Raw genomic sequence first — 25,879 nt, forward strand, 5'->3', positions numbered from 1 at the left:
CACCTCCATCAGCCTACCGTTTTTTTGGAATTGCGTTCAGGCAACTGTCCCCCGCCAACAGGCTCCTTTGGACTTGAAAAGATCGCTTTCAACGCTCTTCTATAGCCTTGAATGGCAGTATGATTTTTCTTGGGCTTTTCTCTCAAAATCTGATACAACGTCGTCCAGTATAGTGCTGCATAACCAATCGGCCCAGATCCCTCGTCACGCAGCAAATGAATATGATTCATCACCCGCATATAAGTAACCTGTTCCATATTGTCGCGTGAGGACGGCGATTCGTGATGAAGCAGCGTAAGCGCCGGGTTAATGTATAACGGACCACTTTTCATTGCGATGCGTGAAAGTAATAAATCCTCGCCTACGCTATAGCTTTGCAACCAAGGTACCGGCTCCAGACTACGAATCGCCTCACGGCGAAATGACATATTGCAGCCATGGAAAAACTGGGTTCTAAACGTCTTCTTGGCCTTATGCCAGTTATACATCGAGCCGGACTGACCGCTGAGGGACAACCTCCCTTTGGACAAAGACTGCTGGAATGACAGCAAGCATCGAATTGTTCCCATGAAGCTGTTACTCATTCCCTGTGCAATACCGCCAACACCAGCGGCCTGCGGGTAAGCCTCATAGGTACGCATCAACTCATTCAAATAGTTGCTCGGCAGCTCAACGTCATCGTCAAGGAACAAAATGATGTCACCCTGCGCAAGTTCAGCTGTCTTTACACGAGATAACCATAATCCCGGCTGCTCCTTGCGATGATATCGGTAGGTAATTCCCGCTCTGCCCAACTGACGCTCATAACGTTCCAGCACATGCTTCGGCAGTTCTCCGTCGTCAATAATCCATAGCTCGGTTTCACATGCCTCCGGTGCTCCCCCAATGGCAATTGAATTAATGCATCGGGTCAGATCATCAACCCGATTTCGGGTGCACAGAGCAATGGACAAGCTTAACATCATACTCCCCCTTTATCCTGTCAGTGTGTTAAAAAAACAGTTTACTGAACCGCCGGGCCTAAATATTCGTTATATTTTTGCTTGCGCGGGTTCAGAATGAACAACACCCCCTGCTTGTATCCATCTGCGGCATTAAAATTGCGGCGCAGCATTTCTTTGAGCATCAAGTAGGATAAGGTCCATAAAAGGGCTCCATACTGAATCACTCCAGCCTTTTTCAAGGCAAGAAAATAATAGTGGTTAATCGCTGTAGCCTTGGCTACTTTGCCCGCCTTATCGCGCGAGCTTGGAGATTCATGATGAATGATGGTTAAGTCAGGATTGATAACCAATTTGCCGTAACGGCTCGCCAACTGGCACATGTACAAATCGTCAGCAACGGCATAACTGGTCATCCACGGATACGGCTTCATGTCCCGAAGCGCATCCCTCCGAAATGACATATTGCAGCCATGGAAAAATTCTGTATCGAAAACCTCAGTCGCTTCGCCCCAACGCAGCAAAGAACCTGCCAGACTACTAGGCGAGAGCTTGCCGAGGGATGAAGACATCTGAAATGTCAAAACGCCCAGCAGCTTTCCTGCCCGGCTCGAATGTAATCCCTTTGCAATCCCTCCAACACCCACAATCGTTTCATCCTGATCATAGGTATCGAGCAAGCGCCGGATATAGAGTTTATCGTCCAGTTCTGCATCATCGTCAAAATACAGCACAATATCATACCGCACAAGAGACAAGGCCTCATAGCGGGACAACCAAACGCCGGGACGACTTTTTTTATAATATTTCAAAACGCTTTGAGGCAATCCGGATACCATGTGACGGTACTGCTCGATCTGTTGGTCGGAAATATCGCCGTCATCAACAATCAGCAGTTCTACAGCCGTATGCTCCAATTGCTGCTGTACTGCAATAGATTGTATACAGCGTGTCAGGTCTTCGATCCGGTTGCGGGTACAAATGATGATGGAGACATCGGACATGCCATTACCTCCTGTGTGTGTATCCAGATGCTTTGGAAGAGATATTCTAAGTTTTTCCAATTGCTGGATTATATATGTTTATTGTATCTTTGACAGCGTTTTAGTGTATATACCTCTTTTGTATACTTTTTCAGTCTCCAAAAGGGTAGACAATCCTCTAAAAAGAGCAAAAAAATAGGATTGGCTTCTAGTGCCAATCCTGATTTACCCCTGGAAGTCCAGAAACAACGTCGCATTCACATACCGACGTGCCATGGACAAAAAATAACTATTTTGCACCGCTACCGCTGCCACCAGCAAAGTATTACGCACTGCTTCACACTGGTTAGGGGTCAAATGCTGTAAACGGCTGGTGTATTGATCGGCCGCCTGAACCAGCAACTCCTCTGTCGCAGCTTCCTGGCGCTGCTGTCCTGTAACGGAATTTCCGTTGTCCTTTGCATAGCCTGCTCCAGCAACATCGAGCAGTTGGTCTCCGTTCGCATCCAGCTCCTCAAACAAAGTTGAATAGGCGGCGTACAAATCGACCGGCTGAATCAGATCGTCCGTATCATCTTCGGGTTGTTGGAACAGGATATGAAATAGCTGACGAATGGATTCAAAATCAAGACATGATTTTAAATCTTCCACAATGAGCAATATAGCTGCCTGGTTGACCGAGTATTTTTTGCCGATCTTCGGAGCGCCGAGAAATTCCTTGAAGTCGCGTTTGACCCAATTTTGCATAGATGCCAGTGAGACATGACTGTATTCGACCAGTTGACCCAGGGAAACGATCTCCTGCAGCGAAAAGGCTGCGCTGTGCTTACCCTTGATGATTTTATCTAGCACAGGTGTCACGTCGGTGTATAAAAATGTCGGCATCGTGCTCCCGGAACGGGCGAGATGGCTATGAGTGCGCCTCCAGGCGTCCTGTAGAACGGCCAAAGGCTGCAATTCGCGGCGACCTTCCATGGCCAGCAGCAAATGGGCCATATCACGACGAGTAAGGGTAAAAGACTCCATCTGCTTTCCTCCCTTTATTACATTTCAAGTTCATTTGAACTCATCATACGCCCTCAAACTAGGCTTGTAAAGTGAAGCAATGAGCCGTGCGGGTTCTATTATGCCTTATTTTCCGTGTAAATTGGAGGTAGGTGACCTGCTATGATTCCATATGAACCTTGTATATTTCCTTTTAAGTTCTTAAAATAAGTTCAAGTGAACTTAAAATGGAGTTCCTTAAAAAATTGAACGAAAAAGGGATGAGTGAAAATTATATGGGTATAGGTGTCAGTCTATTTTTGTTTGCGGTGTTGATTTTATTTAGTGCTTTTTTCGTGGCTACCGAGTTTGCGATTATTAAAATCCGTTCCAGCCGGGTCGATCAGCTGGTCGTGGAGAACCGTAAAAACGCACTGGCGCTACAAAAAGTCGTCAATAATCTGGACGGCTACCTGTCCGCCTGTCAGCTTGGTATTACGATTACAGCGTTGGGACTCGGCTGGCTCGGTGAACCGACCGTAGTCAAATTGCTGGAGCCTCTCTTTCAACAGCTCAACATCAATGGGGATTTTTCACATATCCTGGCCTTTATTATTTCATTCGTCATTGTAACTTACCTGCACGTGGTGATCGGCGAACTGGCTCCCAAAACATTGGCGATCCGCAAAGCGGAAGCTGTCAGTCTGTTAACCTCCCCAGTGATCGTGTGGTTTAATCGGATTATGTATCCGTTTATTTGGCTCCTTAACGGCTCGGCCAATCGTCTGGTTCGTCTGTTTGGTCTTCAACCGGCTAGTGAGCATGAAGAAGCGCACTCTCAGGAAGAAATTCAGATCATTTTGTCCGAAAGCGTGGAAAGTGGTAAGATCAATAACACCGAATATGGCTACGTAAATCGTATCTTTGCTTTTGACGAGACCGTTGCCAAAGAAATTATGGTACCACGTACAGATATGGTATGCTTGTTTACGAATCGCTCGCTACAAGAAAACATGCTGACTATTCACGAAGAGCAGTATACCCGTTTTCCGGTGGCGACAGACAGCAAGGATCAGATCATTGGTATGATTAATACCAAACAGCTATTCCTTGAGTATGATCGCAATCCAGAGCTTGTTTTCGACAGTCTGATTCAACCGATCTTGACCGTTCCGGAAGTTATCCCCGTCAACACACTGCTGAAACGTATGCAGAAGGAGCAGGTTCATATCGCTCTCCTGGTCGATGAATACGGTGGAACCTCCGGCCTCATTACCATTGAGGACATTTTGGAGGAGATTGTTGGCGAAATTCGGGACGAATTTGATAAGGATGAACGGAAGGAAATCGAGAAACTGACGGAGAACAGTTATTTGATGGATGGTAAAGTGATGCTTTCCGATCTGAGTGATCTGACGGGCTTGACATTGGACGATGAAGACGTGGATACTGTCGGAGGGTGGGTGTATAGCCGGGTTCCGGAACCTAGACAGGGCAAGGAATTCATAGAAGAGAATGTGAAATTTATCATTCGTGAAATGGGTAAAAATCGTATTCGTCGGGTGGAGATTATTTTACACCACACATCCCCCGCATCTGAATTGGAAGCAGAATCGGACACTTCTTCCCGGGAGTGAACCGTGTGACCTGAGCGTTTATCTATGCACTTGACACTTGTGTTCACTCCTACTGAAATGACATATTCCCAGGGCAAACGACTTAGGTCGTTTGCCCTGCACGCGTGTAAGGAGGAGCTAGTAAAGTGGATATTTTATCTTCTATTATTATGGGAATTATTGAAGGACTGACAGAGTTTTTGCCGGTCTCTTCGACGGGTCACATGATCCTTACGGCTGATCTTCTAGGATTAAACACAGAGAATGATACGGTCAAAACGTTTGAGGTTATCGTACAATTAGGTGCTGTGCTGGCAGTCGTCGTATTATACTGGCGCAGATTCCTGAGCCTGTTTGATTTCAGACGCAAAATCTCGAGTCAGCCACGTCTAAACCTGTTACATATTATTTTAGCCATGATCCCAGCGGGGCTAATTGGCGTACTGTTCCGTGATGTAATTAAGCAATACCTGTTTGGTCCTGAAACGGTTTTATACAGTTTGGTGATCGGGGGCCTGCTCATGATCGCGGCTGAAAAATTTCATCCGCCTATTAGATCACATACGCTGGATGAGATCACGTACAAACAAGCATTTACCATCGGTGTGTTCCAAGTCCTAGCCCTATGGCCAGGATTCTCCCGTTCAGGCTCAACCATGTCTGGGGGCCTATTCGCACGTGTAAGCCATACGGCAGCCGCGGAATTTACATTCCTCGTATCTGTTCCGGTCATGCTGGGTGCATCGGGTATTGATATGATCAAAAGTATGGATCATCTGTCTATGAGTGATTTCCCAGTGTTCGCGGCCGGCTTTATTACTGCCTTTATCGTCGGGATGCTGGCGATCAAAACATTCCTCGGTCTGCTCAAACGCTTGAGCCTGACTACGTTCGCCATTTACCGTTTCGTGCTGGCGGCTGTGTTCTTTTTCATTATTTTATAAGCCATCGTTTGGTACCAATAAATAAAAAAAGGGATATCCATAGGGTCTGAATGATCAGCCTTGGATATCCCTTTTTTTATTTTGCTGAAAGGAAAGATAGTCTGGAACTATCCCTATCATGCGTTCTGATTATTGTTTGGATTCCAGCGTAGTCAAATATTCCGAGATTTGAGCTGGCGTTTTAGCGTATTTGCTGTGCAAATGAGCAATTTTTTCTCCATTACGGAACACGAGCAGACTCGGAATGCCGCGCACTTGATTTTCTTCGGCAATCGGTTGGAATTTCTCCGCATCAAGCGCAAAGAAACGCTTATCTGCGTTTTCCTCAATAATGCCGTCCATAAATTTATCCAGTGTCTTGCAATCCGGACACCAGGTTGTATCAAATTTCACGACAGTCAGACCGTCACCATTAATTAAATCCTGATATTGCTGCTGAGATTCGATGCGTTCCATTCGTTGGTCCCTCCTAGAGTGTATTTATAACGTCTCCATATTCACATATGAATTATAAACCGAGGCTTATTCCTATATTGTAATGATTCTTTTATAAATTGCAACTGGGACGGGTACATGTTTGACACTTGTCCTATACTTGCTCGGATTAGCGGTATTGCGCATCATACCGATTGGCTCGGCTGATTTGCTGTAGCGTCTGCCGCTCTTGCCTGGTTAGCGGTGCAATATCCGCAGCAGAAATATTATGCTCCAATTGTCCCAAAGAGCTTGCACCCGGAATAACAGCAGCGACAGTCGGATGAGACAGGCTATAACGGATCGCTGTCTGACCCATACTCCGGTCCGCACCTGCAAATGCCTTTAATTGCTTACGCACGTCCAGCAGCTCTGCTTCATTGTAGTCCAGATATCCCTTGGCTATCTTCCCTTCCCCTTGGTCAGCCAATACACCACTGGCCACTGGCCCACGTGCAATCACGCTAATTCCCCGTTCCTGAAGCAAAGACAGTACCTCTTCCTCTGCACGCCGATCCAGCAAACTATACTGATTCATAACACTAACGATATTCGAGCGTTTGACATATTCACGGATGACATGAGGGCGAATTGAGGAAATACCATAATAACGGATGACGCCCTCCCGCTGTAGTTGCTCAAAGGCCTCTATCGTTTCGTCTATCGGATCGTCAATTGTCCCTCCGTGCAACTGATACAGGTCGATGTAGTCCGTTCCAAGGCGGCGTAGGCTCTCTTTAACAGCAGACAGAATATATTCCTTGGACGGATCCCATCCCCAGCCCTCCTGTCCTGGTATACGCCGGTTGCCGACCTTGGTCGCCAGGATGACCTCCTGCCGACGTCCACGGATTGCTGTCCCCACAATTTCTTCATTGCGCCCGTGCTGGTACAAATCGGCTGTATCCAACAGGTTTACGCCCATGTCTAGCGCTTCATGAATCAAGTAAACACCTTGCTGCTCATCCGTACCGACCGACATACATCCCAAGCCAATCTCACCTACCAGCAAATCTGAAGATCCCAGGCGGTTTTTTTTCATTTATGCTCCCCTCACTTCCAATAACGTATAATTTTAAATTTTTAATATTTCTCTATTGAATCAATTTCATAAATGATTAAACTAACGAAATGTAAACCTCATATAGACAAATTAAACCATTTTGATCTATATGTACTCTTTATTAAAGCTACTCAAGGTATTATGAAATTGATTCTATTATACGAAAAAAAATATACAAAAAAAACAACCCCAAAGGCATAGAGACTCCACGCTCTCCAATCCTTTGAGGTTGTTGTATGAAATTCGTATTCCATTCATGCTATCCGAACAGCCATCGGACGGCCTTAGGAAATTGACGCTGAAAACAATCCACACGATGCACCGCATCCTGATCCAACTCAAGGAGCACATCTTTTGCATCCAGTCCCTGTGTCCGCAGCACCTCGTGTGCCTGGAGGGTCAGCGGAACCATATCTTTTTGTACATTCGTCTTCCCTTCACCTTCACGGGTCCCGACAGATATATAAAAGCGATGTGCACCATCCCTCACAGTTACACAAGATGCAGATTGCATATAACCAATCATACCCGGATACCAATACGAGCCTGAGATGGAACCGACGCGTCCGAATATGTCCTTATACTTGAAGACGGCATACATGGAAATTAATCCGCCCAATGAGGCGCCGATGATTCCCGTATGCTCCGGTCCGGTTTTTACCGGATATCTCCCCTCGACGTACGGCATTACTTTTGTAACCACAAACGCCAGATAGGCATCTCCGCCACCACCAAAAGCAGGTCTTCCTTCTACTAAAGCAGCTGCCTTCCAAGGCGTATAATCATCCAGCCGATTTACGGGCTGAATACCTACCAGCACGACACGGAGCAACTCTCCCGTAGAAAAACCTCTTTCCAGCTCATCCAACCCGCTTAGAAATAAAGAGCTGCCATCCTGCACATACAGCACAGGATACAGCTCATTATGACTCACGGAGACAGGAGGTGTATAGACGTGCACAAGGTACCCATCTAATGGAATTTTATCTACATGACCTTTCATCCTACACAGTCCCCCATGATGTGAATGTATTCATTACAGTGCAGCATCCATTTCCTTGATCATTTCAGATACGGATTCCAGACCATTACCTGACAGGTACCAGTAGTTAGGATCAAGGTATACAATATGACCGTTTTTAAATGCATTGGTTTTCTTCACCAGTTCATTCTCAATGGTTTGTTTACCTGTAACCTGTTCCTTGCCTTCCTCGACCACCACAGCCCCACGGTCAACAACAAAAATATAATCCGGATTTTTTTGCTGTACATATTCAAAAGAAACCTTTTGTCCATGCGTGGATACTTTAATACCAGGATCTACAGGGGTTACGCCAAAAGCATCATGAATGATACCGAAACGGGATTGTGAGCCATATGCGCTCAGGCTTCCTTCATTCGTCAGCACGATCAGTCCTTTAGCTTTGCTCGCTACAGCCTTGTCATGTACGGCCTTGATGGAGCTATCAATCGCAGCCAGTTCCTGCTTGGCAACATCCTCTTTGTCGAAGATTTGACCCAATGTTTCAACGTTTTTCTTAAAGGAATTGATATAATCCTTGGTGTCTACAGCCATCGAAATGGTCGGTGCAATTTTACTCAACTCTTTATATGCATCAGCTTGTCTGCCGCCGATGATGATGAGTTCAGGAGACAGATCACTGATTTTCTCGTAATCCGGTTCAAACAGCGTGCCCGCACTTGCATATTTGGAATCTTTATATTTGCTCAAATACGTAGGAAGATCCTGCTGCGCTACTGCCGCAACGTCAACACCCAGCTTATCCAGCGTATCCAATGAACCGAAATCAAAGACAACGACATTTTTTGGATTAACTTTGACTTGGACCGGGTTTTCATCCAGTGCGTGTTTGACCGAGATAGTTTTGGATTCCGTTGTTGCAGCAGAGGAGCCGTTTCCAGTCGCTTCCGGTGTTGCCGGAGCTGCTTTGCCACAGGCTGACACGATCAGTACCAATGCAAGCATCAGCGTTAAAAACATCATATTTTTCTTCATTTAACATTCCCCCTAAGTGAAATAAACGCAAATTTTATGGTCACCAATCTGTTGAATCGGAATATCCATATCGTACAAATCCTTTAATACCTGACTATCAATCATCTCGTCAGCCGTTCCTTGTTTTAGCAACCTGCCATCCTTCATCCCTACAATATAGTCTGAATAGCAGGAGGCGAAATTAATGTCATGCAACACGACCAGAATCGTTTTGCCGAGATCATCCACCAAACCGCGCAGCGTCTTCATAATCTGAACCGAATGCTTCATATCCAGATTGTTCAGCGGCTCATCCAACAGGATGTATTCTGTGTCCTGAGCCAGAATCATGGCAATAAAAGCCCGCTGTCGCTGTCCCCCACTAAGCAAATCAATATGCTTATCCTTCATATCTTCCAGTCCCATGTAGGCCATAGACTGCTCCACCATTTTGCGATCCTCGCTGTTCAATCTGCCCTTGGAATACGGAAAACGGCCGAAGCTGACCAGTTCCTTCACGGTTAAGCGGATATTGACATCGTTCGTCTGTTTTAAAATAGATATCTTCCGGGCTAGCTCCTCACTTTTCGTCAGACTCACGGCCTGCCCGTCAATGAGGATTTCTCCCTCATCACTGTCAGTCAGGCGACTGATCATCGACAACAAGGTGCTTTTTCCAGCGCCGTTAGGTCCAATAAAGGAGGTAATGGTACCTTTAGGTACAGTGACGGATACCTGATCCACCACATTTTTATTCCCGTAGCGTTTGGATACGTTTCTGACTTCTACCATGACTTATTCTCCCGCAGCAAAAGGTACAGGAAGTACACCCCCCCGATAAAGTTAATAATGACACTGACCGTTGTCGATAAGTCGAATACTCTTTCTGCCAGCAGTTGGCATCCTGCCAACGCAATGACACTGACACAAATAGAGGCCGGAATAATATAACGATGCTGATAGGTTTTCATCACCTGATAAGCCACATTGGCCACAATTAACCCTAGAAACGTAATCGGCCCGACAAGTGCCGTGGATATGGAGATAAGAATCGCTACGATAATTAGCAGCCTTTTGATAATAAAACTATAAGGGAGCCCTAAATTAATCGCATGCTCTCGTCCGAGCGACAGCACGTCCAGATACTTGATGAATCTCCACGCATAAGCAAATACGAGCACAAGAATGAATACAGAAAGCCACAGTAGTTCGGTGTTTACATTACTGAAGCTGGCAAAGCTCTTGTCTTGGATTTTCGCAAATTCGTTCGGGTCAATCAGTACCTCCATAAAGGTAGACAGACTGTTGAATAGTGTGCCGAACACCAGACCGATCAGCAAAAGTACATAAATACCGCGTCCATCTTTGCGGAAAATTAATTTGTATAGCAGTCCTGCGAACAGCACCATCAGCCCTACCGACAGCAAAAAGTTCAATTCTTTGCTGGTCGAAATGAAAGGGACGGAACCAAATGCAAAAATAATCGTCGTCTGAATCAGCATATACAGTGAATCCAGTCCAATAATACCGGGAGTCAAAATCTTATTATTCGTAACCGTCTGGAAAATAACTGTTGCAAAAGCAATGGAGCCACCTGTCAGAATGAAGGCTGCGATCTTTTTCAATCGTCGTGGCAGCGCGTAATGCCAGGTATGTGGAAGATCTATAAACACGAAAGCAGCAATCAACACAAGCGCGGCAGCGGCTAATATTCCGATTTTTAATTTAGGATTCATAAGCCCTTCTCCTCAGCAGCAAATACAAAAACAACGCGCTCCCGATCACACCAACCGTAAGCCCTACAGAAATTTCATACGGATAAATGATCACCCGTCCCAAAATATCGCAAAACAGCACAAAGACGGCGCCCAAGATCGCTGTATGGGCCAGGCTTTTTTTCAGATTATCCCCCATATACATGCTGACCAGATTGGGTACAACCAGCCCCAAAAAGGGAATCGTTCCGACCGTTAAGATGACAACAGAAGAAACCAAAGCCACGATCACCAAACCGACATTGACGGTGCGCTTGTAATGTACACCCAAGTTGGCCGCAAAATCCTCACCCATGCCTGCAATTGTAAAACGATTCGCATATATGTACGCCAACGCAACCAAAGGAATACTAAGATATAGCATCTCGTAGCGACCACTCATGATTAGAGAAAAGTCTCCCTGCATCCACGAAGAAATGCCCTGGATCAGATTGTATTTGTAAGCAAAAAAGGTCGTTACCGAATTTAAAATGCCTCCAAACATCAAACCGACAAGCGGGATAAATACCGGGTCCTTGAAACGGATTTTATCCAGTATTTTCATGAAAATCAGTGTTCCCCCTAGAGCAAATCCGAAAGCCGTCAGCATCTTCGTCCAAAATCCTGCTGCTCCAAACACCATAATAGCCATCAGCACACCCAATCGTGCCGCATCCATCGTCCCTGCAGTGGTGGGAGAAACAAATCGGTTCCGGGTAAGCTGCTGCATAATGAGCCCACAGATACTCATACTCGCCCCTGCAATAATGATACTGATCAATCGTGGGAATCTGCTAATCAGGAGCACCTGCGCCTGATCGTTGGTTAAGTGAAATAAATCAAGTGGAGTTACATCATGAACACCAATAAAAACCGAGGCGAAGGCCAGTACCAGAAAAGCCACTATTAAATAACGCAATTTCATCTCTAACTAAGGGAGCCTGTCCAATAACTTGTACCAAGCTTCGGCCCTCTCCTCCCCTCCAATAATGATAATCATTATCAAAAATTAACTAGGATAAATTATATCAGTGATATTGTATCTGTCAAATTTTTTGCAATGAATAAACCATGTCAAAAAAGGTGTTAGCAAAACCTGAATAGTCTGAAGAGCGAATGAGCAAATAAGAGCAATATCCTGTAAAATATAGATGGAAGATTTAGGATTACCCTTTTCTCATTTTTACTGTAAGCAATTCTTGGAATTCGGGATTCATTAACTTGATGAATCAAAAAAATAGGAGGAGAATGATGAATCGCATATTAATCGTCGAGGATGATATTGCCTTGAGTAACGGTATTGTTCTTGCCCTTAAAGAACCTAACAACGTATTTACGCAAACGTATGACATAGCTACTGCAAAAGAACACTTAAACGTTACTGCCTTTGGCCTAGTGATTCTTGATGTAAATTTACCGGATGGAAGTGGACTCGACCTTTTAACCCATATACGTAAAACAAAAGCTTTACCAGTCATTGTTCTGACTGCGAATGATATGGAAACAGATGTCGTCACTGGTTTTGAGCTGGGTGCTGACGATTATATCACCAAACCTTTCAGTCTTATGGTACTGAGAGCAAGAGTTGGCGTTCAGCTAAAGAAATCCAGATACTCGCTTGCAGACTCCATTCAGCTAGACAATTTTTCTTTTTCATTCGAGAGAATGGAATTTATTAAGAATGGTACACCTATTGAACTAAGTAAAACTGAGCAAAAATTGTTGCGTATCCTAGTCGATAATCGAGGCAACACCGTTTCGCGCGATCATTTGATAGATAGCATCTGGACTGATGGAGCTGAGTATGTAGGTGAAAACGCATTGTCTGTTACAGTAAAAAGGCTGCGGGATAAATTGGAGGATTCCCCCTCTTCTCCTCGATACATTAAGACGGTTTATGGGCTGGGCTACACATGGGCATTGAAATGACAACACTCCTCTATATATGTATTGGAATTGCCGTTGTTGCTGTATGCACCGCTGTGTGTGCTATTATGCTTTATCGCAGGAGCATCCATAAAACAATGAAAACCATTGAGAACATGCTGGATGCCGCGATAAATGGCAGCTTCTCGGAGGATGTCTTTGATGAATCCGTTCTCTCTGCAATAGTAGCTAAATTTGCGAAGTTTCTTTCCATTTGTTCTGTGTCCTCCAAAAATCTGCTTGCCGAAAAGAATAAAATAAATGAGCTGATTTCCGATATTTCACACCAAACGAAAACACCATTGGCCAACATCCTGCTTTATTCCCAACTACTTAGCGAATACGAACTATCGCAGGATACCTCCACTTGTGTGAAAGCTCTATCTGCACAGGCTGAAAAGCTTAACTTCCTGATCCAGGCATTGTTGAAAACATCACAACTTGAAACGGGGATTATCACGGTATCGCCAAGGCGGGAATCTGTTCAAAAGCTCCTTGGTGCTGCACTGGAGCAAATGATGCCAAAAGCAGATGCCAAAGGGATTTCAGTTGTTATGGAGGACACAGTTATCCATGCTTATTTTGACCTAAAGTGGACGAGTGAAGCTGTCTATAACATTATGGATAACGCCATAAAATATACAGAGACAGGCGGAAGCATGAATATAAAAGTAATGGCATACGATTTGTTTTGTCGAATTGATATTACCGATAGCGGTATAGGCATTGCAGAAGAAGAACAAGGGAAGATCTTTACCCGCTTCTATCGCTCCCCTACTGTTAACTCGCAGGAGGGCGTCGGGATTGGACTGTTTTTAGCTAGAGAAATCATCGCTGCGGAGGGTGGTTACATCAAAGTACGGTCACACTACGGCCGTGGTTCTACCTTCTCTATTTTTCTTCCTATGGATACTTAATTCTTTCAATACCGTTAGATTTCAGAAAGATTGTAGAAAGATTAGTGTGCTAATGTCTGTACTGTAGATGACTACGATCCAGACATTTTTTTGTGGAGGAGAACGTATATGGCTCTATTGAAAACTCAGGCATTAAAGAAGCATTACGGTAATGGAGATACTGCTGTTCATGCCTTAGACGGCGTAAATCTGGAGGTAGAAAGCGGAGAATTTGTCGCTATTGTCGGTACATCCGGGAGCGGCAAATCTACCCTTCTGCATATGCTGGGTGGACTTGATCGTCCGACAAGCGGAAGCGTTACGATTGACGGCAAAGATATTTTTTCATTGAAAGACGAAGAATTGACCATTTTTCGCAGACGAAAGATTGGCTTCGTGTTTCAAAATTACAACCTGGTGCCTGTCTTGAATGTCTACGAAAATATTGTACTGCCCATTGAACTGGACGGTAAAGAACCGGACGAAACTTACATAGATAAAATTGTACATACCTTGGGCCTTGACCACAAAATGAATAATCTGCCAAACAATCTTTCCGGTGGACAACAGCAACGTGTAGCCATTGCCAGAGCACTGGCAGCCAAGCCCGCAATTGTCTTAGCAGATGAACCCACCGGAAACCTGGACAGTAAAACCAGTCTGGATGTGATGGGGTTGATCAAAGTATCCAGCCAACAGTTCCGCCAAACGATAGTGATGATTACCCACAACGAGGAAATCGCGCAAATGGCAGACCGGATCATCCGGATTGAGGACGGTAAAATAGTTGGCGGTGAAGGTAAATGATCAAGGTAAAAAACAAAAAAGTAATCCGCAATCTGGCTGATAAGAGTTTCAAAGTGAACAAAACCCGTAACATTATTGCCATTGTTGCCATAGCACTAACCTCATTGCTATTTACAACACTGTTCACTATGGGGATTGGCGCTGTGGAAAACTTACAACGGGCGACCATGCGACAGGTCGGTGGAGATGGACATGCCGTACTTAAGTATATAACGGATGACGAATTTAATCATGTCAAGAATCATCCATTGATCAAGGAAATAGCTTATAACCGTATATTAAGCGATCGAGTTATGAACGATAAATTTCTAAAACACCATACGGAGTTCTGGTATTACGACGATGTAGGGATGAAGCTTGGTTTTATTGAGCTTAAAGAGGGGCGTAAGCCTGCGGTGGAAAATGAAGTAATCGCAGACTCCAAGACGTTGCAGCTATTGGGTGTTCCACTGGAGGTTGGAGCACCTTTGAGGCTAAAGCTTGACATACGAGGTAAAGAAGTACAGCGTAATTTTATCCTATCCGGCTGGTGGAAAAGCGATCCTGTGGTTAACGTAGGACAAATATTCGCTTCTAAAGCCTATGTCGATGCTCATGCTCAGGAATTACAAAGCAACTATAAAAAGGATCACTTCTATACAGGAACCATTAGTGCATATATGATGTTCGACAATAGCCTTGATTTGCAGGGAAAGCTCAGTAAAGTGATTACCGAAAGCGGGTATTCGCTTGACGAAGAGGCACCGAACTATATCGCGAATAATGTAAATTGGTCATACATCTCGACCAATTTTAGTTTGGATACAGAGACAATCATAGCGTTAACTTCTGCCCTGTTACTGATCATGTTTACCGGTTATTTGATTATATATAATATTTTCCAAATATCAGTGATGCGAGATATCCGTTTTTACGGTCTCATAAAGACAATCGGTACAAGCGGCAAACAGATCCGCCGGATTATTCGCAGACAAGCGCTGATTCTATCAGCGCTTGGAATCCCGATCGGATTGATAGCAGGTTTTTTTATTGGTAAATCGCTCGTGCCTTTTATCATAAATATGAGTGTATTTAACGGTACCGAGATATCGGTATCCCCTAACCCATGGATTTTTGTCGGATCTGCTCTGTTCGCTCTCATTACTGTAATGATTAGCACTTTCAAACCCGGCAGAGTTGCGTCATCCGTATCGCCGGTAGAAGCAGTCAGATATACAGGTGGAGTAAATAAGAGCAATGGTAAGCTGAAAAAATCAACCGGAGGTGCAAAAATCCACCTCATGGCTCGTTCCAATTTGGGACGCAATAAAAAACGCACCGTTTTAGTGGTTATGAGTCTTTCTTTAAGTTTGGTTCTTCTGAATACAGTATTCACACTATCTCAGAGCTTTGATATGGATAAATTTTTATCCAAATTTAATGATACCGATTTTCTCATTGCTCATGCTGAATATTTCCAGGTTCCCAGTAGTTTCAGCGGCCATGAAAATGAGACCACTGAAAGTTTTATTAAGGCTGTACAGGCACAACCGGGCTTTGAAGAAGGCGGCCGATTGTACGGTGATCTAACAGCTCTCACTGCTGAGAATACAAAAGGAATCATAGATGATACCCAAAACACTGACGCTCGCGGCAACTTCCTTGTAGAAGTGTATGGACTGGAAGATTTACCACTACATCGGCTGCAATTGATTGATGGTGAGCTTGATCTTAAGAAACTGGCTTCTGGTAAGTATATCCTGGAGGGAGTCGAACTGAACGACAACGACAAGCCTTACATGGAAAGCATTCATCATAAAGTGGGAGAAAACGTTACTCTGCATAGTTATGTGGGAACAGCAGATGCTCCACTGGATAGAGAGTATATAACGCATAATTTTACAGTGCTTGGCCATGTGGGTATCAAATCTACCAATTCGAATCGCCTTTATACTGGCTATAACTTCTACCTCCCTGCGGATATATACAAGTCACTTGTAAAACAGCCCGTTGTAATGAGTTATGCCTTTAATGTATCCTCATCTCAGGAAGCGTCCATGCAGAACTTTTTGAAGCGCTACACTGAAACCATCGAACCGATGATGAACTACGAATCCAAAATCACATCAAGGGACGCTTTATCAGGTATGCAAACTACTATTATAATGATCGGCGGCCTGCTTAGCTTGATTATTGGCCTAATTGGTATTTTAAATTTTATAAATGCGATTTTAACCAGCATACTGACCCGACGCAATGAATTTGCTATGCTGCAGAGCATAGGCATGACTAAAAAACAACTGCGGGGAATGCTGATTTATGAAGGGTTATATTATGTTTGGGCTACTAGCCTAACCTCTACTCTATTGGCAGTACTATTTTCTATTTTGATTGTGAAACCTTTTTGCAACTTGCTATGGCTTTTGAGCTATCACTTTATAATCTGGCCACTTCTAGCCTTATTGCCTTTACTGTTATTGCTTGGGATACTTATTCCAGTAGCGGTCTATTCTATGAACGACAAACAAAGTATTGTGGAACGACTTCGAGAATCAGAGTAGATTTACCGAGAAAGTCCATAATACCAGTGTGAATAATAAAAGATGACTCCTGATCAATTCGAGGCCACCGAAAAACCAGCCTTTCGTGAAAAAAACAAGAACACGAATCAAAAAGACGACGGTTTATTCTGAATTCACAGAATGAACCGTCGTCTTTTCTCTTGCTCTCCGCCTCATGTGGCCCTTGCTTACTCCATCAGTTTCAATATTCGTTTTAAATTGACAGTGAATATCGCCATAGCCCCCTGGATTTCCATACCTATCAGACCCGAGGAGGACGCTACATCGTACCCGTGTCTGTGCTTCAGTTCACTATTCTTCGCCTCAATTTTGTATCGTTCTTTGGCCTTGGCTTTAAAGCTTTCGCTTTCTTGAAACGTAACTTCTTCAAATGCTCATGGCTTTTTATACTTTTTTGCCTTCACGCGCTCTGCGGATCGCCAGATGTCCAGCTTTGCATACGTACATTCCCGCATCTTTGTTAAACTCGAACTCGTCTTGTCGTGACAATAGGTTTCGTTCAGTTCCTCATAAATAAAGCTAAAGTCCACCAATTCGTCCAATCTTCCGTAACAGATGGTCTTTGGGAATCAACAGATTGTATAGTTCAATATATGGACTTAGACCATGCTTTGCTGTTTCGGAAGCACCGGAACCACCCGCCTTTATTTGGATATTTTAATTATACCGAAAAAGCGAGACAGTAACCTCTGTTATGGAGGAACTGTCTCGCTTTAGAATTTAGGACTTTTTCAGTGGCCTCGGGATATCCGGGGTTGTCTTTTTTTCATCCTTAATCTTTTTCTGAATGAGCAGCTCCACTTGCTTCTTCCAGAGAATGAATGAGAAGTCTATGATCGATCGGTGACGACATGACAAGCAGGCTCGTGTAGGTTCCATACTTATCGCACTGGTTGCTAAACTCTTCGAGGGTGCGTGTCGAGCTGGTCACTACTTTTAATAAATAACTGTGTTCTCCGCTTATACGATGGCACTCGGCAACATGTGGAGATGTATGAACAAAATCAAGAAATGCATGGCAATCTCTAGTCCGAAACAATATATAGGCTGCCGTATCCTTTCCTATTTTTTCAGGAGAGATGATAGTGCGATACCCCTTGATAATACCTTTTTCTTCCATTCTTTTAACTCGTTCTGTTACAGCAGGTTGGGATAAACCCACGCATTTCCCTAGCTCTGTCATTGAAATTCTCGCCTGACTTTGAAGATAAAAGAGGATTTGTTTGTCTACATGATCCACTTTGAATTCTCTCCTTTAAATTTAACGTTTTTATGAGAAATTCATTTAATTACTTTGTATAATCATCATAATGGATTGATTGCGTTATGTAAAATGAATGATTTAGATTATATAATAAAACTCATATCGATAAGGTGAACCAAACATGAAAAGATAGAGAGGATGGCTGCCCTTGAGCAAATACGTTTTTAATAAGGTAGGAACAGTAGCAGATTTAGAAGTACATATTGAAGAGGCTATTGATCGTACAATTGTCGAAAAAAGGCTGGTTGGTGCTGGTATACGAGTTACGCTTAATGAGGCGCAATATTATAGTTGCGCTGCCGGATGTCCAGACCGTGAACAAAAGTCTGGAGGGACCTCTCAGTGAGCCTCTCCCTCTCCCGCAAAAATATAATTGCATTGGCTGCTATATGTTTGTCCGCATTGATGTTCGGCCTCGAAATTTCCAGTGTGCCAGTGATACTGCCAACTCTGGAGAAAGTATTGCATGGCGATCTTAAGGATATGCAGTGGATTATGAACGCTTATACCATTGCATGTGCCACAGTTCTGATGGCTGTTGGAACGCTGGCTGACCGGTATGGAAGGAGGCGTATTTTTATTATCAGCCTCGTCTTGTTCGGTGTTACATCCTTGATTTGTGGCTTGGCGCAAAGCACATCGGTTCTGATCATCAGTCGGTTTCTTCAAGGGGTGGGTGCTGGTGCGATGCAGATTTGCCAGATAGCAATTCTTTCACATCGGTTTCAGGAAGGACAAGAACGCAGCAAAGCCTTTGGCATATGGGGGATTGTGTTCGGTATCGGCCTCGGTTTTGGACCTATCATCGGCGGCATAATCGTGGCCGTGTTGAACTGGCATTGGGTTTTCCTGGTCCACGTTCCGTTGACCATCCTCACTTTGATTCTTGTTTTTGGTGGCATAGAAGAGTCCAGAGATCCGCAGGTGAAAAAGCTGGACATTATCGGCATCGTCACGCTTTCATTGACAGTTTTTGGCCTTGCATACTTTATCACGCAAGGGCCGGAACTCGGCTTTACCAGCAGAGCATCCATCAGCATCCTTGTTGCAGTAGCAATAAGTTTCATTATTTTTCTATTTGCGGAAAAGCTCAGCGCCCATCCGATGTTTGACTTTTCCGTATTCAAGATACGTAATTTCTCCGGCGCTCTCCTTGGCTCCATCGGCATGAACTTCAGTTTCTGGCCGTTCATGATCTATCTGCCGATCTATTTCCAGAGTGGCCTGGGTTACGGCATCGTAGCCGCCGGGCTGTCTCTCTTGGCTTATGCGCTGCCCACCTTGGTAATTCCACCTCTGGCAGAGCGTTTTTCGCTCCGCTACCAGCCGCGCATAGTCATTCCATCAGGTCTGTTCATCCTCGGTATGGGCTTCATTTTGATGAAATATGGCAGCGGCAGCGATCACGCCAGTTGGTTGACCATGCTCCCTGGCTCCTTGTTGGCTGGTATTGGGCTTGGCTTAACGAACACGCCTGTGACCAACACGACCACCGGCTCTGTTCCAAGTGCCCGTGCAGGCATGGCTTCCGGTATAGATATGAGTGCTAGATTGATCAGTCTAGCCATCAATATCGCTGTGATGGGATTCATCCTGCAGGCAGGTATTTTGTCTTATTTGAAGAGTGCCCTTTCCGGGACTCTCAGTGCAGTGCAATTGCGGTCTGTAGCCGAAAAAGTAGCCGCCGGAAATACTGTATCTCTCAGGCAGAGTTTGCCAGAACTCTCCTCCCTGGATGCGTCTGGAGCCGTCGTCCATGCGGCGCTTATGCACGGCTTTGGCTTGATAATGCTCTACGGCGGTATTGGTGTCTGGCTTCTAGCCGCGATCAGTTTTATGATTTTTGGACCTAAGAGAGCATAAAGACAATCCCGGGGATATCGAGGTACTGAAAAAGTCCCCCATTGTTGAGAGTAAGAGAATATCCAAAGAAAAACGAGCCTCTAGAATCGCTTCTAAGGCTCGTTTCGCGTTCAGGGAGACATATTTGTACCCCTAAAATCTTTGTATTTTCGGAAATCAACAGTTTTTCAGTGGCCTTGATCAATTCAGAGGTCATCTTTTTATGCTTAGAAAGGTACTTTGTATGAACAACTACAGTTCCCACTCTTCCCGTAAAAGCCCCATTCGGATCGAGTCATAATACTCTCCATTATAATATCTACACTTTCGAAGCCTGGCTTCTAGGGTCATGCCCAGCTTCTCCCCAACCTTCATCATCCGATGGTTTCCTGACCAGGTTGTAAAGCCTACTCTTACTAAAGGCAATGTATTAAACAAATGGTCGAACCATAGTCGAAGTGCCCTCGTACCATACCCGCCGCTCCAATACTGCGAATCATAAATACCTATCCCCATTTCAAGCCATTGGGAAGGCTGATGCTCCCAATAATAGCTCACTGATCCAATGACCTTGCCTTCCACTTCAATGATCCAAAAGTCATCTTGTCCGATTCGCTTTTCCTTCTCTTTTAAATAATCATCAAAAGAAAGTGACTTATGTTCATAGTAGGGTGCATCCCACTGTTTCCATTCCGGTGCTTCTTCCTTAAAAGTTAACGTCCAAAGAGCCGGCAGGTCTTCTTCTGTAACAGGCCTAATCGTTAAATCCTTATCCGTATACATCGAGTACACTCCTTTTATAATAAAATTCGTTCTATCTATATTGGGCTTTATTGTATCTGCTTTTGCATTATTTCGAATTTCTATTTTTGTCCGTCTTTGGAGCCAGTGCAAATTCAAGTTGACAAACAATAAAAAAACATATATCTTAATATCAAGATAATAAATATAAAGAAAAGTTTTTCGACTGTTTATTTTGTTTAGAAAAACCTAATGATATATAAACCAAGGAGGACAAAGACATGAAACTATTAGGATTACATCACGTTTCGGCGATTACTGCGGCGGCGGCTAAAAATGTTGATTTTTATACTCAGGTAATGGGACTTCGATTGATCAAGAAAACGGTGAACCAAGACGATGTTAGTGTGTATCACCTTTTTTACGGAGATGAGCGTGGAACTGCGGGTACGGAAGTCACTTTCTTTGAAATTCCACATGCGGGGCAAACTCGTACAGGAAATAACAGCATTTCAGCGCTCTCCCTACGGGTACCGAACGACAAGGCACTGGACTACTGGAAAAACCGCTTCGAGCAGCTGGATGTAAAGCATGGTGAAATTACGGATCAAGCAGGACGCCTGGCACTTTCGTTCGAAGATTTTGAAGGACAACGCTTCTTCCTCGTTTCAGATGAGCATGATAACGGGATGCGCGGTGGCACGCCTTGGGAGAAAAGCCCTGTCCCTGCCGAGTACGGCATTGTAGGGCTTGGACCGGTTCATCTGACCATTCCTAAAGCGGAGAATACCATTCTCATTCTTGAACAGGTTATGGGCTTCCGCAAAAAAGGCTCTTACCCTTCCCCCGTTGCTGGACAACCAGATGTGGTCATCTATGAAACGGGTGAAGGCGGTACAGGAACTGAAGTGCATCTGGAAGAGCGCAACGATCTGCCACAAGAACGACCAGGACGTGGCAGTGTGCATCACGTAGCCTTCCGTGTTGAAACTGAGGAAGAGCTCAAACAGTGGGTAGACCGTATTGGGCAGCTGCAAATTTCCAATTCCGGCTTTGTAGATCGCTTTTACTTCCGTTCCTTGTATTTCCGTGAGCCGAACGGCATTCTGTTTGAATTGGCAACCGATGGGCCCGGCTTTGATACGGATGAAGAACTGGAGTTTCTGGGTGAATCGCTGGCGTTACCGCCATTTTTGGAATCACGCCGTGCCTCTATTGAAGCCAATCTCAAACCGCTTAACACCAAACAATAATTGAAGTTTAAAGATACGATCAGGTATGGTCAATTCGCCCCATAAATATTTTTATTTCATGTTATTTATCTCATGAATTGTGACCGTTTATTGTGCATAGAACGACCAGAATGACAGAGCAGATCGAACACATTCTACCATCTCCCGGATCTCCTGGACTATCTGGCCTCAAATTTCAAAATGAGCCGATAAATGAAACAAAGAAAGCTTCAGACCGATGAAGGCCTGAAGCTTTCTTTGTTTATCGCGCTTTACTTAACATCAAGCACCATACACTTTAGCTGTAACGAAGTTTACTGCTTGGCTAGCAGGGTCACCAGCCCAAAATGCATCAAAATAAACCCCTCTGCCATTATCCGCATAAACAATGCTTGCACCTTTAACTAAAAATATCCCTACAACAATACCTCCAATCCAGCCTGGTAGACCCAAAGACGAAAGAATACCGGTAAGAGTTGATCCGGATATTGCACCAATTCCCCCAGCGTAAAGGGCTTTTGATTTGATATCATTTATTAATTGATGAGAAAAATAGATACGGTATCCCCACCAAAGTAATTCATAATCCCAATAAGAGGAAGTATTAATCGAGGCTGTAGAGAATTTATTAGTAGGTACTACTTTTAAACTGTTATTATCCGTTGTAGTAACTGTTACATCACCTGAGATATTTTTCGCTTGATTATTTGCTGAATCTAAAGCTTTATTAACGAGTCCAAGTTCATCTTCAGTTAAATTTTTTGAAGCCTCTTCACTTAAAGTGAATGTTTGTGACTGTAGTTTTATGTAGGGATTTGCTTTGTTAATCAATTCTTGGCTGAGTTCAGAGGTTGATTCTCTCTGTACTGCATTTGGCGTTGTTGCTGCCATTGCTGCTGTACTGCCGATAACAAGCATTAACATAACTGATGCCATCAAAGTCGATACAAATTTCTTCATTTTACCACTTTCTTCCTAATAATATGATATAATTGTAATAAAAATATATAGAGTACCATATATAAGCTATTTTGGGTACATATTTTTTTAGGAGGAGTTGTAAATTTTGAAAAACTTTTCAAAAATCTTATTCATTGGATTTTTCACTGGAATCTTGACTATATTTATACTTACTGGAAAAGTAGAACTAAATGGTTTACTAGTTTGCTTTTTAAGCGCAGGAATAGTAGCAGTAGGATATCTGGCTATATATTTAATAAAGAAAAGGCGTAAATGATTTAACACGGGATTGGAGACCTCGAGTGTTCCAGCTCGCTTGGACTGATTTATATAATTACATCACCTAATACAGTGCTATCACATTACCTAGATGGCATATGTATAAAATCCAGCATTTTTTGCATATGTCTAGCCTTCCGTGGAACAATGCAAAAAAGCAGAGATTTGGCCATCCAGCTGATCTTTGCTTTTCTCCCGATTCCTTTGATTTTCGCCTATGCCCATTTCCGAAAAAACTCCTTATTCTGGCTTACCCTTCGGTGGAACATGGCCGTTCACTTCATCCAAAAGCTTCAGCACGTTGCCCCAATTTCTCGGCAACCGGTTTTTTACCTGTTCTGCCGGCATTTCTTCGTCGCCAAAATGACTCCCCACGGATAAACTTTCCCTTCTGCATCAATTCATGGTTAATTTAGAATAACCCAAAAAATCGTTTGTGCTTGCCGTGCAGCTCCAGCCGCGAAACAGCCCCGCAATTTCCGTGAGTTGCTGATCTGCACGTTCTTGAGCTTGGCGCACTTCCTCCAGCACACCATTTACCTGGTCACCAACCCCGGAATACGCCCACTGCTCCACAACAGCATTTATGGCGCTCTGATACTCAATGCCACGATTCAGGAAGTCCAGCAGCGCACAAAAGGCTACTTTGTCGTGATTTACAAAGGCTCGATGCTCTTTTTCATCCTTAGCAAACGCATAGCCAGCTTCTTCAAGAGTTCTCGCATACTTATTGACCATTTACACAAAGAGGCATTCCGCTATCTGTAAGCTTTTCAGCTTTGACAGGTAAGCGAAATGCCCTTTTTAATTATGCTTACAGCTTTTTATCATCCACACTGTTCAGCCATGCTTCGATTTCTCCGATTACAGAGGCGATACAGCCATCTTGGAAAGGCGAGATTAGTCCAGCCAACTCAACCAATCCGGTAAAAGAGCGACTTCCCCCGGCACGGCATAGCTTCAAATAATCTTCCCACGCAGCTGTCCGGTCGATACTCATGCGTTTCCAGAATTGGAACGCGCACAGTTGCGCGAGTGTATAGTCAATATAGTAGAACGGGGATTGAAAAATATGACCCTGTTTGTGCCAAAACCCGCCCTGCTCCAGATACTCGTTGCCTTCATAATCCAGATGCGGTTTATACTTACGTTCAATGGAGCGCCATGCGCTTTTACGTTCGGCCGGGGTCCAGTCTGGATGCTCGTATACGGCATGCTGGAATTCGTCCACGGCTACGCCGTAAGGCACGAACAGCAACGATGAGGATAGATGTTCAAAGTGATATTTGTCCGTATCTTCCTCGAAGAACAGATTCATCCAAGGCCATGCGAAAAACTCCATGCTCATAGAGTGGATCTCAGCCGCCTCCATGGTTGGCCAATGGTACTCAGGAATTTCAAAATGTCGGCTTTCATAGACCTGGAAGGCATGACCTGCTTCATGCGTCAATACGTCGATATCACCGGATGTACCATTGAAATTGGAGAAAATAAACGGCGTGCCATATTCGCTCAAAAATGTACAATAGCCTCCGCTTTGCTTGCCCTTTTTGCTGATCAAATCCATCAGTCCACGTTCGATCATAAAGCTGAAAAATTCATGTGTTTCCGCTGAAAGTTCCTCATACATACGTGCTCCATTACGAATGATCCACTCCGGGTCACCTTTAGGCGTAGGATTGCCTGACAGGAAGTTGAAGCCCTCGTCATAATAGCGAAGCTGATCTACTCCGATCCGTTCGCGCTGGCGTTCCTTCAGCTTGGTTGCCAGAGGAACGATGTGCTTCAGCACCTGCTCGCGGAAATTGGCTACCATTTTGGCATTGTAATCTGTACGTCCCAAGCGAGCATAGCCCAATTCTACGAAGTTGTCATAGCCCAGCTTGTGTGCCATGCGCGTGCGCACCTTCACCAGTTCATCATAAATCCGGTCCAGCTCGTCCTCATGCTCACTCATAAATTGATATTTAGCCTCGGAGGCTTGTTTGCGCGTCTCCCGGTTGGTAGCCATTTCAAAAGGCAGGAGCTGCGACAATGTGCGTTCTTCTCCCTCGAACGGGATCTTCGCTGAAGCAATCAATTGAGCATATTCCGAGGTCAGCTTATTTTCCTGCTGCAAATCCTCAATAATATCCGGATGGAACGATTTGAGTGCTACCTCGGCAATACTGAAAAGCTGGCTGCCCCATTGACTCTCCAACTCGGTTCGGAATGGAGAATCCACCAATGCCCGGTAGTAATCGGTTACATACTCCTGAATAACCGGCATGAAATCATCAGCGTACTCTTGCTCCGCTTTGTAAAAGGCGTCCTCCGTATTAATGGAGTGCCGAACTTCCACCAATTGCAATTGCGTTTCCACGTTACTGCGCAGCTTGTTAATCGCATGAATCACTACATTTTGACGTTCTACACTGTCCGCTTCACGAAACTGCTGCAACAGCGTTTTAAACCGCTGTTCAATTTCAGGTTGCTCTGGTCGGCTGTAAGCCATTTGGCTGAATAATGTCATTGCTTCGGTTCCTCCTTAAATATAATAAATCTGATGCCTATTATACAGTACGCTTAGACCAAACTGGAAGCTATAATTCCAATAAAATACAACCTCAAGAGCCG

25 protein-coding genes and 2 pseudogenes are annotated in these 25,879 nt (G+C 44.3%); 9 read left to right on the forward strand and 18 right to left on the reverse strand.

The genetic code is table 11. The annotated features are described in order from the left end of the window. Window positions 1-8 precede the first annotated feature (8 nt). The 3 genes from ACUUJN_RS22495 to ACUUJN_RS22505 form a co-directional block, all read right to left on the reverse strand. The gene (locus ACUUJN_RS22495) at window positions 9-962 is read right to left on the reverse strand and encodes a glycosyltransferase family 2 protein (RefSeq protein WP_053326118.1); all 954 of its coding nucleotides are present in this window, start codon (window positions 960-962) and stop codon (window positions 9-11) included. A gap of 41 nt (window positions 963-1,003) precedes the next feature. Then, window positions 1,004-1,945, reverse strand: coding sequence for a glycosyltransferase family 2 protein (locus ACUUJN_RS22500; protein WP_028541811.1), 942 nt, complete (start codon window positions 1,943-1,945; stop codon window positions 1,004-1,006). A gap of 204 nt (window positions 1,946-2,149) precedes the next feature. Beyond that, the gene (locus ACUUJN_RS22505) at window positions 2,150-2,950 is read right to left on the reverse strand and encodes a DUF1836 domain-containing protein (RefSeq protein ID WP_068938264.1); all 801 of its coding nucleotides are present in this window, start codon (window positions 2,948-2,950) and stop codon (window positions 2,150-2,152) included. 224 nt (window positions 2,951-3,174) lie between these two features. Here ACUUJN_RS22505 and ACUUJN_RS22510 point away from each other — a divergent pair, with 224 nt between their 5' ends. Both ACUUJN_RS22510 and bacA read left to right on the forward strand, forming a co-directional pair. After that, window positions 3,175-4,545, forward strand: coding sequence for a hemolysin family protein (locus tag ACUUJN_RS22510; RefSeq protein WP_028541809.1), 1,371 nt, complete (start codon window positions 3,175-3,177; stop codon window positions 4,543-4,545). A gap of 125 nt (window positions 4,546-4,670) precedes the next feature. Then, entirely contained in the window at window positions 4,671-5,468 is a 798-nt protein-coding gene (gene bacA / locus ACUUJN_RS22515; protein ID WP_160789154.1) for an undecaprenyl-diphosphate phosphatase, read from the forward strand. Between the two features lie 129 nt (window positions 5,469-5,597). Here bacA and ACUUJN_RS22520 read toward each other — a convergent pair whose 3' ends face one another. The 7 genes from ACUUJN_RS22520 to ACUUJN_RS22550 form a co-directional block, all read right to left on the reverse strand. Continuing rightward, window positions 5,598-5,924, reverse strand: coding sequence for a thioredoxin family protein (locus tag ACUUJN_RS22520; protein ID WP_013312008.1), 327 nt, complete (start codon window positions 5,922-5,924; stop codon window positions 5,598-5,600). A 148-nt stretch (window positions 5,925-6,072) separates the two neighbouring features. Then, a complete protein-coding gene (locus tag ACUUJN_RS22525) occupies window positions 6,073-6,984 on the reverse strand; it encodes an aldo/keto reductase (RefSeq protein ID WP_484668944.1) in 912 nt (303 codons plus the stop codon). A 280-nt stretch (window positions 6,985-7,264) separates the two neighbouring features. Further along, on the reverse strand, window positions 7,265-8,008 hold the full coding sequence (locus ACUUJN_RS22530; RefSeq protein ID WP_484668945.1) for an alpha/beta hydrolase: 744 nt from the start codon (window positions 8,006-8,008) through the stop codon (window positions 7,265-7,267). A gap of 33 nt (window positions 8,009-8,041) precedes the next feature. Next, the gene (locus ACUUJN_RS22535) at window positions 8,042-9,022 is read right to left on the reverse strand and encodes a siderophore ABC transporter substrate-binding protein (RefSeq protein WP_076160699.1); all 981 of its coding nucleotides are present in this window, start codon (window positions 9,020-9,022) and stop codon (window positions 8,042-8,044) included. 12 nt (window positions 9,023-9,034) lie between these two features. Next, window positions 9,035-9,793 (reverse strand): iron ABC transporter ATP-binding protein, encoded by a 759-nt coding sequence (locus ACUUJN_RS22540; protein WP_028541804.1) that lies wholly within the window; start codon window positions 9,791-9,793, stop codon window positions 9,035-9,037. Continuing rightward, entirely contained in the window at window positions 9,787-10,737 is a 951-nt protein-coding gene (locus tag ACUUJN_RS22545; protein WP_028541803.1) for an iron chelate uptake ABC transporter family permease subunit, read from the reverse strand. Before ACUUJN_RS22545 ends, ACUUJN_RS22540 begins: the two co-directional genes overlap by 7 nt. Further along, complete coding sequence (locus ACUUJN_RS22550; RefSeq protein WP_484668946.1) at window positions 10,727-11,680, reverse strand: ABC transporter permease; 954 nt, start codon at window positions 11,678-11,680, stop codon at window positions 10,727-10,729. The genes ACUUJN_RS22545 and ACUUJN_RS22550 overlap by 11 nt, the downstream gene beginning before the upstream one ends. Before the next feature lie 326 nt (window positions 11,681-12,006). Here ACUUJN_RS22550 and ACUUJN_RS22555 point away from each other — a divergent pair, with 326 nt between their 5' ends. The 4 genes from ACUUJN_RS22555 (at window position 12,007) to ACUUJN_RS22570 (ending at window position 16,924) form a co-directional block, all read left to right on the forward strand. Next, window positions 12,007-12,684 (forward strand): response regulator transcription factor, encoded by a 678-nt coding sequence (locus tag ACUUJN_RS22555; RefSeq protein ID WP_484668947.1) that lies wholly within the window; start codon window positions 12,007-12,009, stop codon window positions 12,682-12,684. Further along, a complete protein-coding gene (locus ACUUJN_RS22560; RefSeq protein ID WP_484669769.1) occupies window positions 12,681-13,598 on the forward strand; it encodes a sensor histidine kinase in 918 nt (305 codons plus the stop codon). Before ACUUJN_RS22555 ends, ACUUJN_RS22560 begins: the two co-directional genes overlap by 4 nt. A gap of 108 nt (window positions 13,599-13,706) precedes the next feature. Beyond that, the gene (locus tag ACUUJN_RS22565) at window positions 13,707-14,384 is read left to right on the forward strand and encodes an ABC transporter ATP-binding protein (RefSeq protein ID WP_068938268.1); all 678 of its coding nucleotides are present in this window, start codon (window positions 13,707-13,709) and stop codon (window positions 14,382-14,384) included. After that, window positions 14,381-16,924: an ABC transporter permease gene (locus ACUUJN_RS22570; protein ID WP_484668948.1), complete on the forward strand. Its 2,544-nt coding sequence runs from the start codon at window positions 14,381-14,383 to the stop codon at window positions 16,922-16,924. Before ACUUJN_RS22565 ends, ACUUJN_RS22570 begins: the two co-directional genes overlap by 4 nt. Window positions 16,925-17,112: 188 nt before the next feature. Here ACUUJN_RS22570 and ACUUJN_RS22575 read toward each other — a convergent pair. The 3 genes and pseudogenes from ACUUJN_RS22575 to ACUUJN_RS22585 form a co-directional block, all read right to left on the reverse strand. Continuing rightward, window positions 17,113-17,428 (reverse strand): annotated as a pseudogene (locus ACUUJN_RS22575) (transposase); the annotation flags it as partial. Then, window positions 17,425-17,593 (reverse strand): annotated as a pseudogene (locus ACUUJN_RS22580) (transposase); the annotation flags it as partial. The pseudogenes ACUUJN_RS22575 and ACUUJN_RS22580, both read right to left, overlap by 4 nt. Before the next feature lie 124 nt (window positions 17,594-17,717). Beyond that, a complete protein-coding gene (locus ACUUJN_RS22585; protein ID WP_023990362.1) occupies window positions 17,718-18,185 on the reverse strand; it encodes an Lrp/AsnC family transcriptional regulator in 468 nt (155 codons plus the stop codon). Between the two features lie 172 nt (window positions 18,186-18,357). On the opposite strand from ACUUJN_RS22585, the gene ACUUJN_RS22590 reads away from it, so the two are divergent. Further along, window positions 18,358-18,555: a hypothetical protein gene (locus tag ACUUJN_RS22590; RefSeq protein WP_023990363.1), complete on the forward strand. Its 198-nt coding sequence runs from the start codon at window positions 18,358-18,360 to the stop codon at window positions 18,553-18,555. Beyond that, a complete protein-coding gene (locus ACUUJN_RS22595; protein ID WP_340959828.1) occupies window positions 18,552-20,072 on the forward strand; it encodes an MFS transporter in 1,521 nt (506 codons plus the stop codon). The genes ACUUJN_RS22590 and ACUUJN_RS22595 overlap by 4 nt, the downstream gene beginning before the upstream one ends. 231 nt (window positions 20,073-20,303) lie before the next feature. On the opposite strand, the gene ACUUJN_RS22600 is transcribed toward ACUUJN_RS22595, so the two are convergent. Further along, window positions 20,304-20,834: a GNAT family N-acetyltransferase gene (locus ACUUJN_RS22600; protein ID WP_076295666.1), complete on the reverse strand. Its 531-nt coding sequence runs from the start codon at window positions 20,832-20,834 to the stop codon at window positions 20,304-20,306. Window positions 20,835-21,073: 239 nt separating this feature from the next. On the opposite strand from ACUUJN_RS22600, the gene ACUUJN_RS22605 reads away from it, so the two are divergent. Further along, on the forward strand, window positions 21,074-22,045 hold the full coding sequence (locus ACUUJN_RS22605; protein ID WP_069080670.1) for a ring-cleaving dioxygenase: 972 nt from the start codon (window positions 21,074-21,076) through the stop codon (window positions 22,043-22,045). Window positions 22,046-22,306: 261 nt separating this feature from the next. On the opposite strand, the gene ACUUJN_RS22610 is transcribed toward ACUUJN_RS22605, so the two are convergent. The 4 genes from ACUUJN_RS22610 to ACUUJN_RS22625 form a co-directional block, all read right to left on the reverse strand. Then, a complete protein-coding gene (locus tag ACUUJN_RS22610) occupies window positions 22,307-22,984 on the reverse strand; it encodes a hypothetical protein (protein WP_028541794.1) in 678 nt (225 codons plus the stop codon). A 519-nt stretch (window positions 22,985-23,503) separates the two neighbouring features. Further along, entirely contained in the window at window positions 23,504-23,638 is a 135-nt protein-coding gene (locus ACUUJN_RS22615; RefSeq protein ID WP_256026502.1) for a hypothetical protein, read from the reverse strand. Between the two features lie 21 nt (window positions 23,639-23,659). Next, on the reverse strand, window positions 23,660-24,001 hold the full coding sequence (locus ACUUJN_RS22620) for a hypothetical protein (RefSeq protein ID WP_028541793.1): 342 nt from the start codon (window positions 23,999-24,001) through the stop codon (window positions 23,660-23,662). 76 nt (window positions 24,002-24,077) lie between these two features. Beyond that, on the reverse strand, window positions 24,078-25,775 hold the full coding sequence (locus ACUUJN_RS22625) for a M3 family oligoendopeptidase (RefSeq protein ID WP_484668949.1): 1,698 nt from the start codon (window positions 25,773-25,775) through the stop codon (window positions 24,078-24,080). Window positions 25,776-25,879 lie beyond the last annotated feature (104 nt).

Source organism: Paenibacillus sp. LRG-1 (assembly GCF_057220305.1).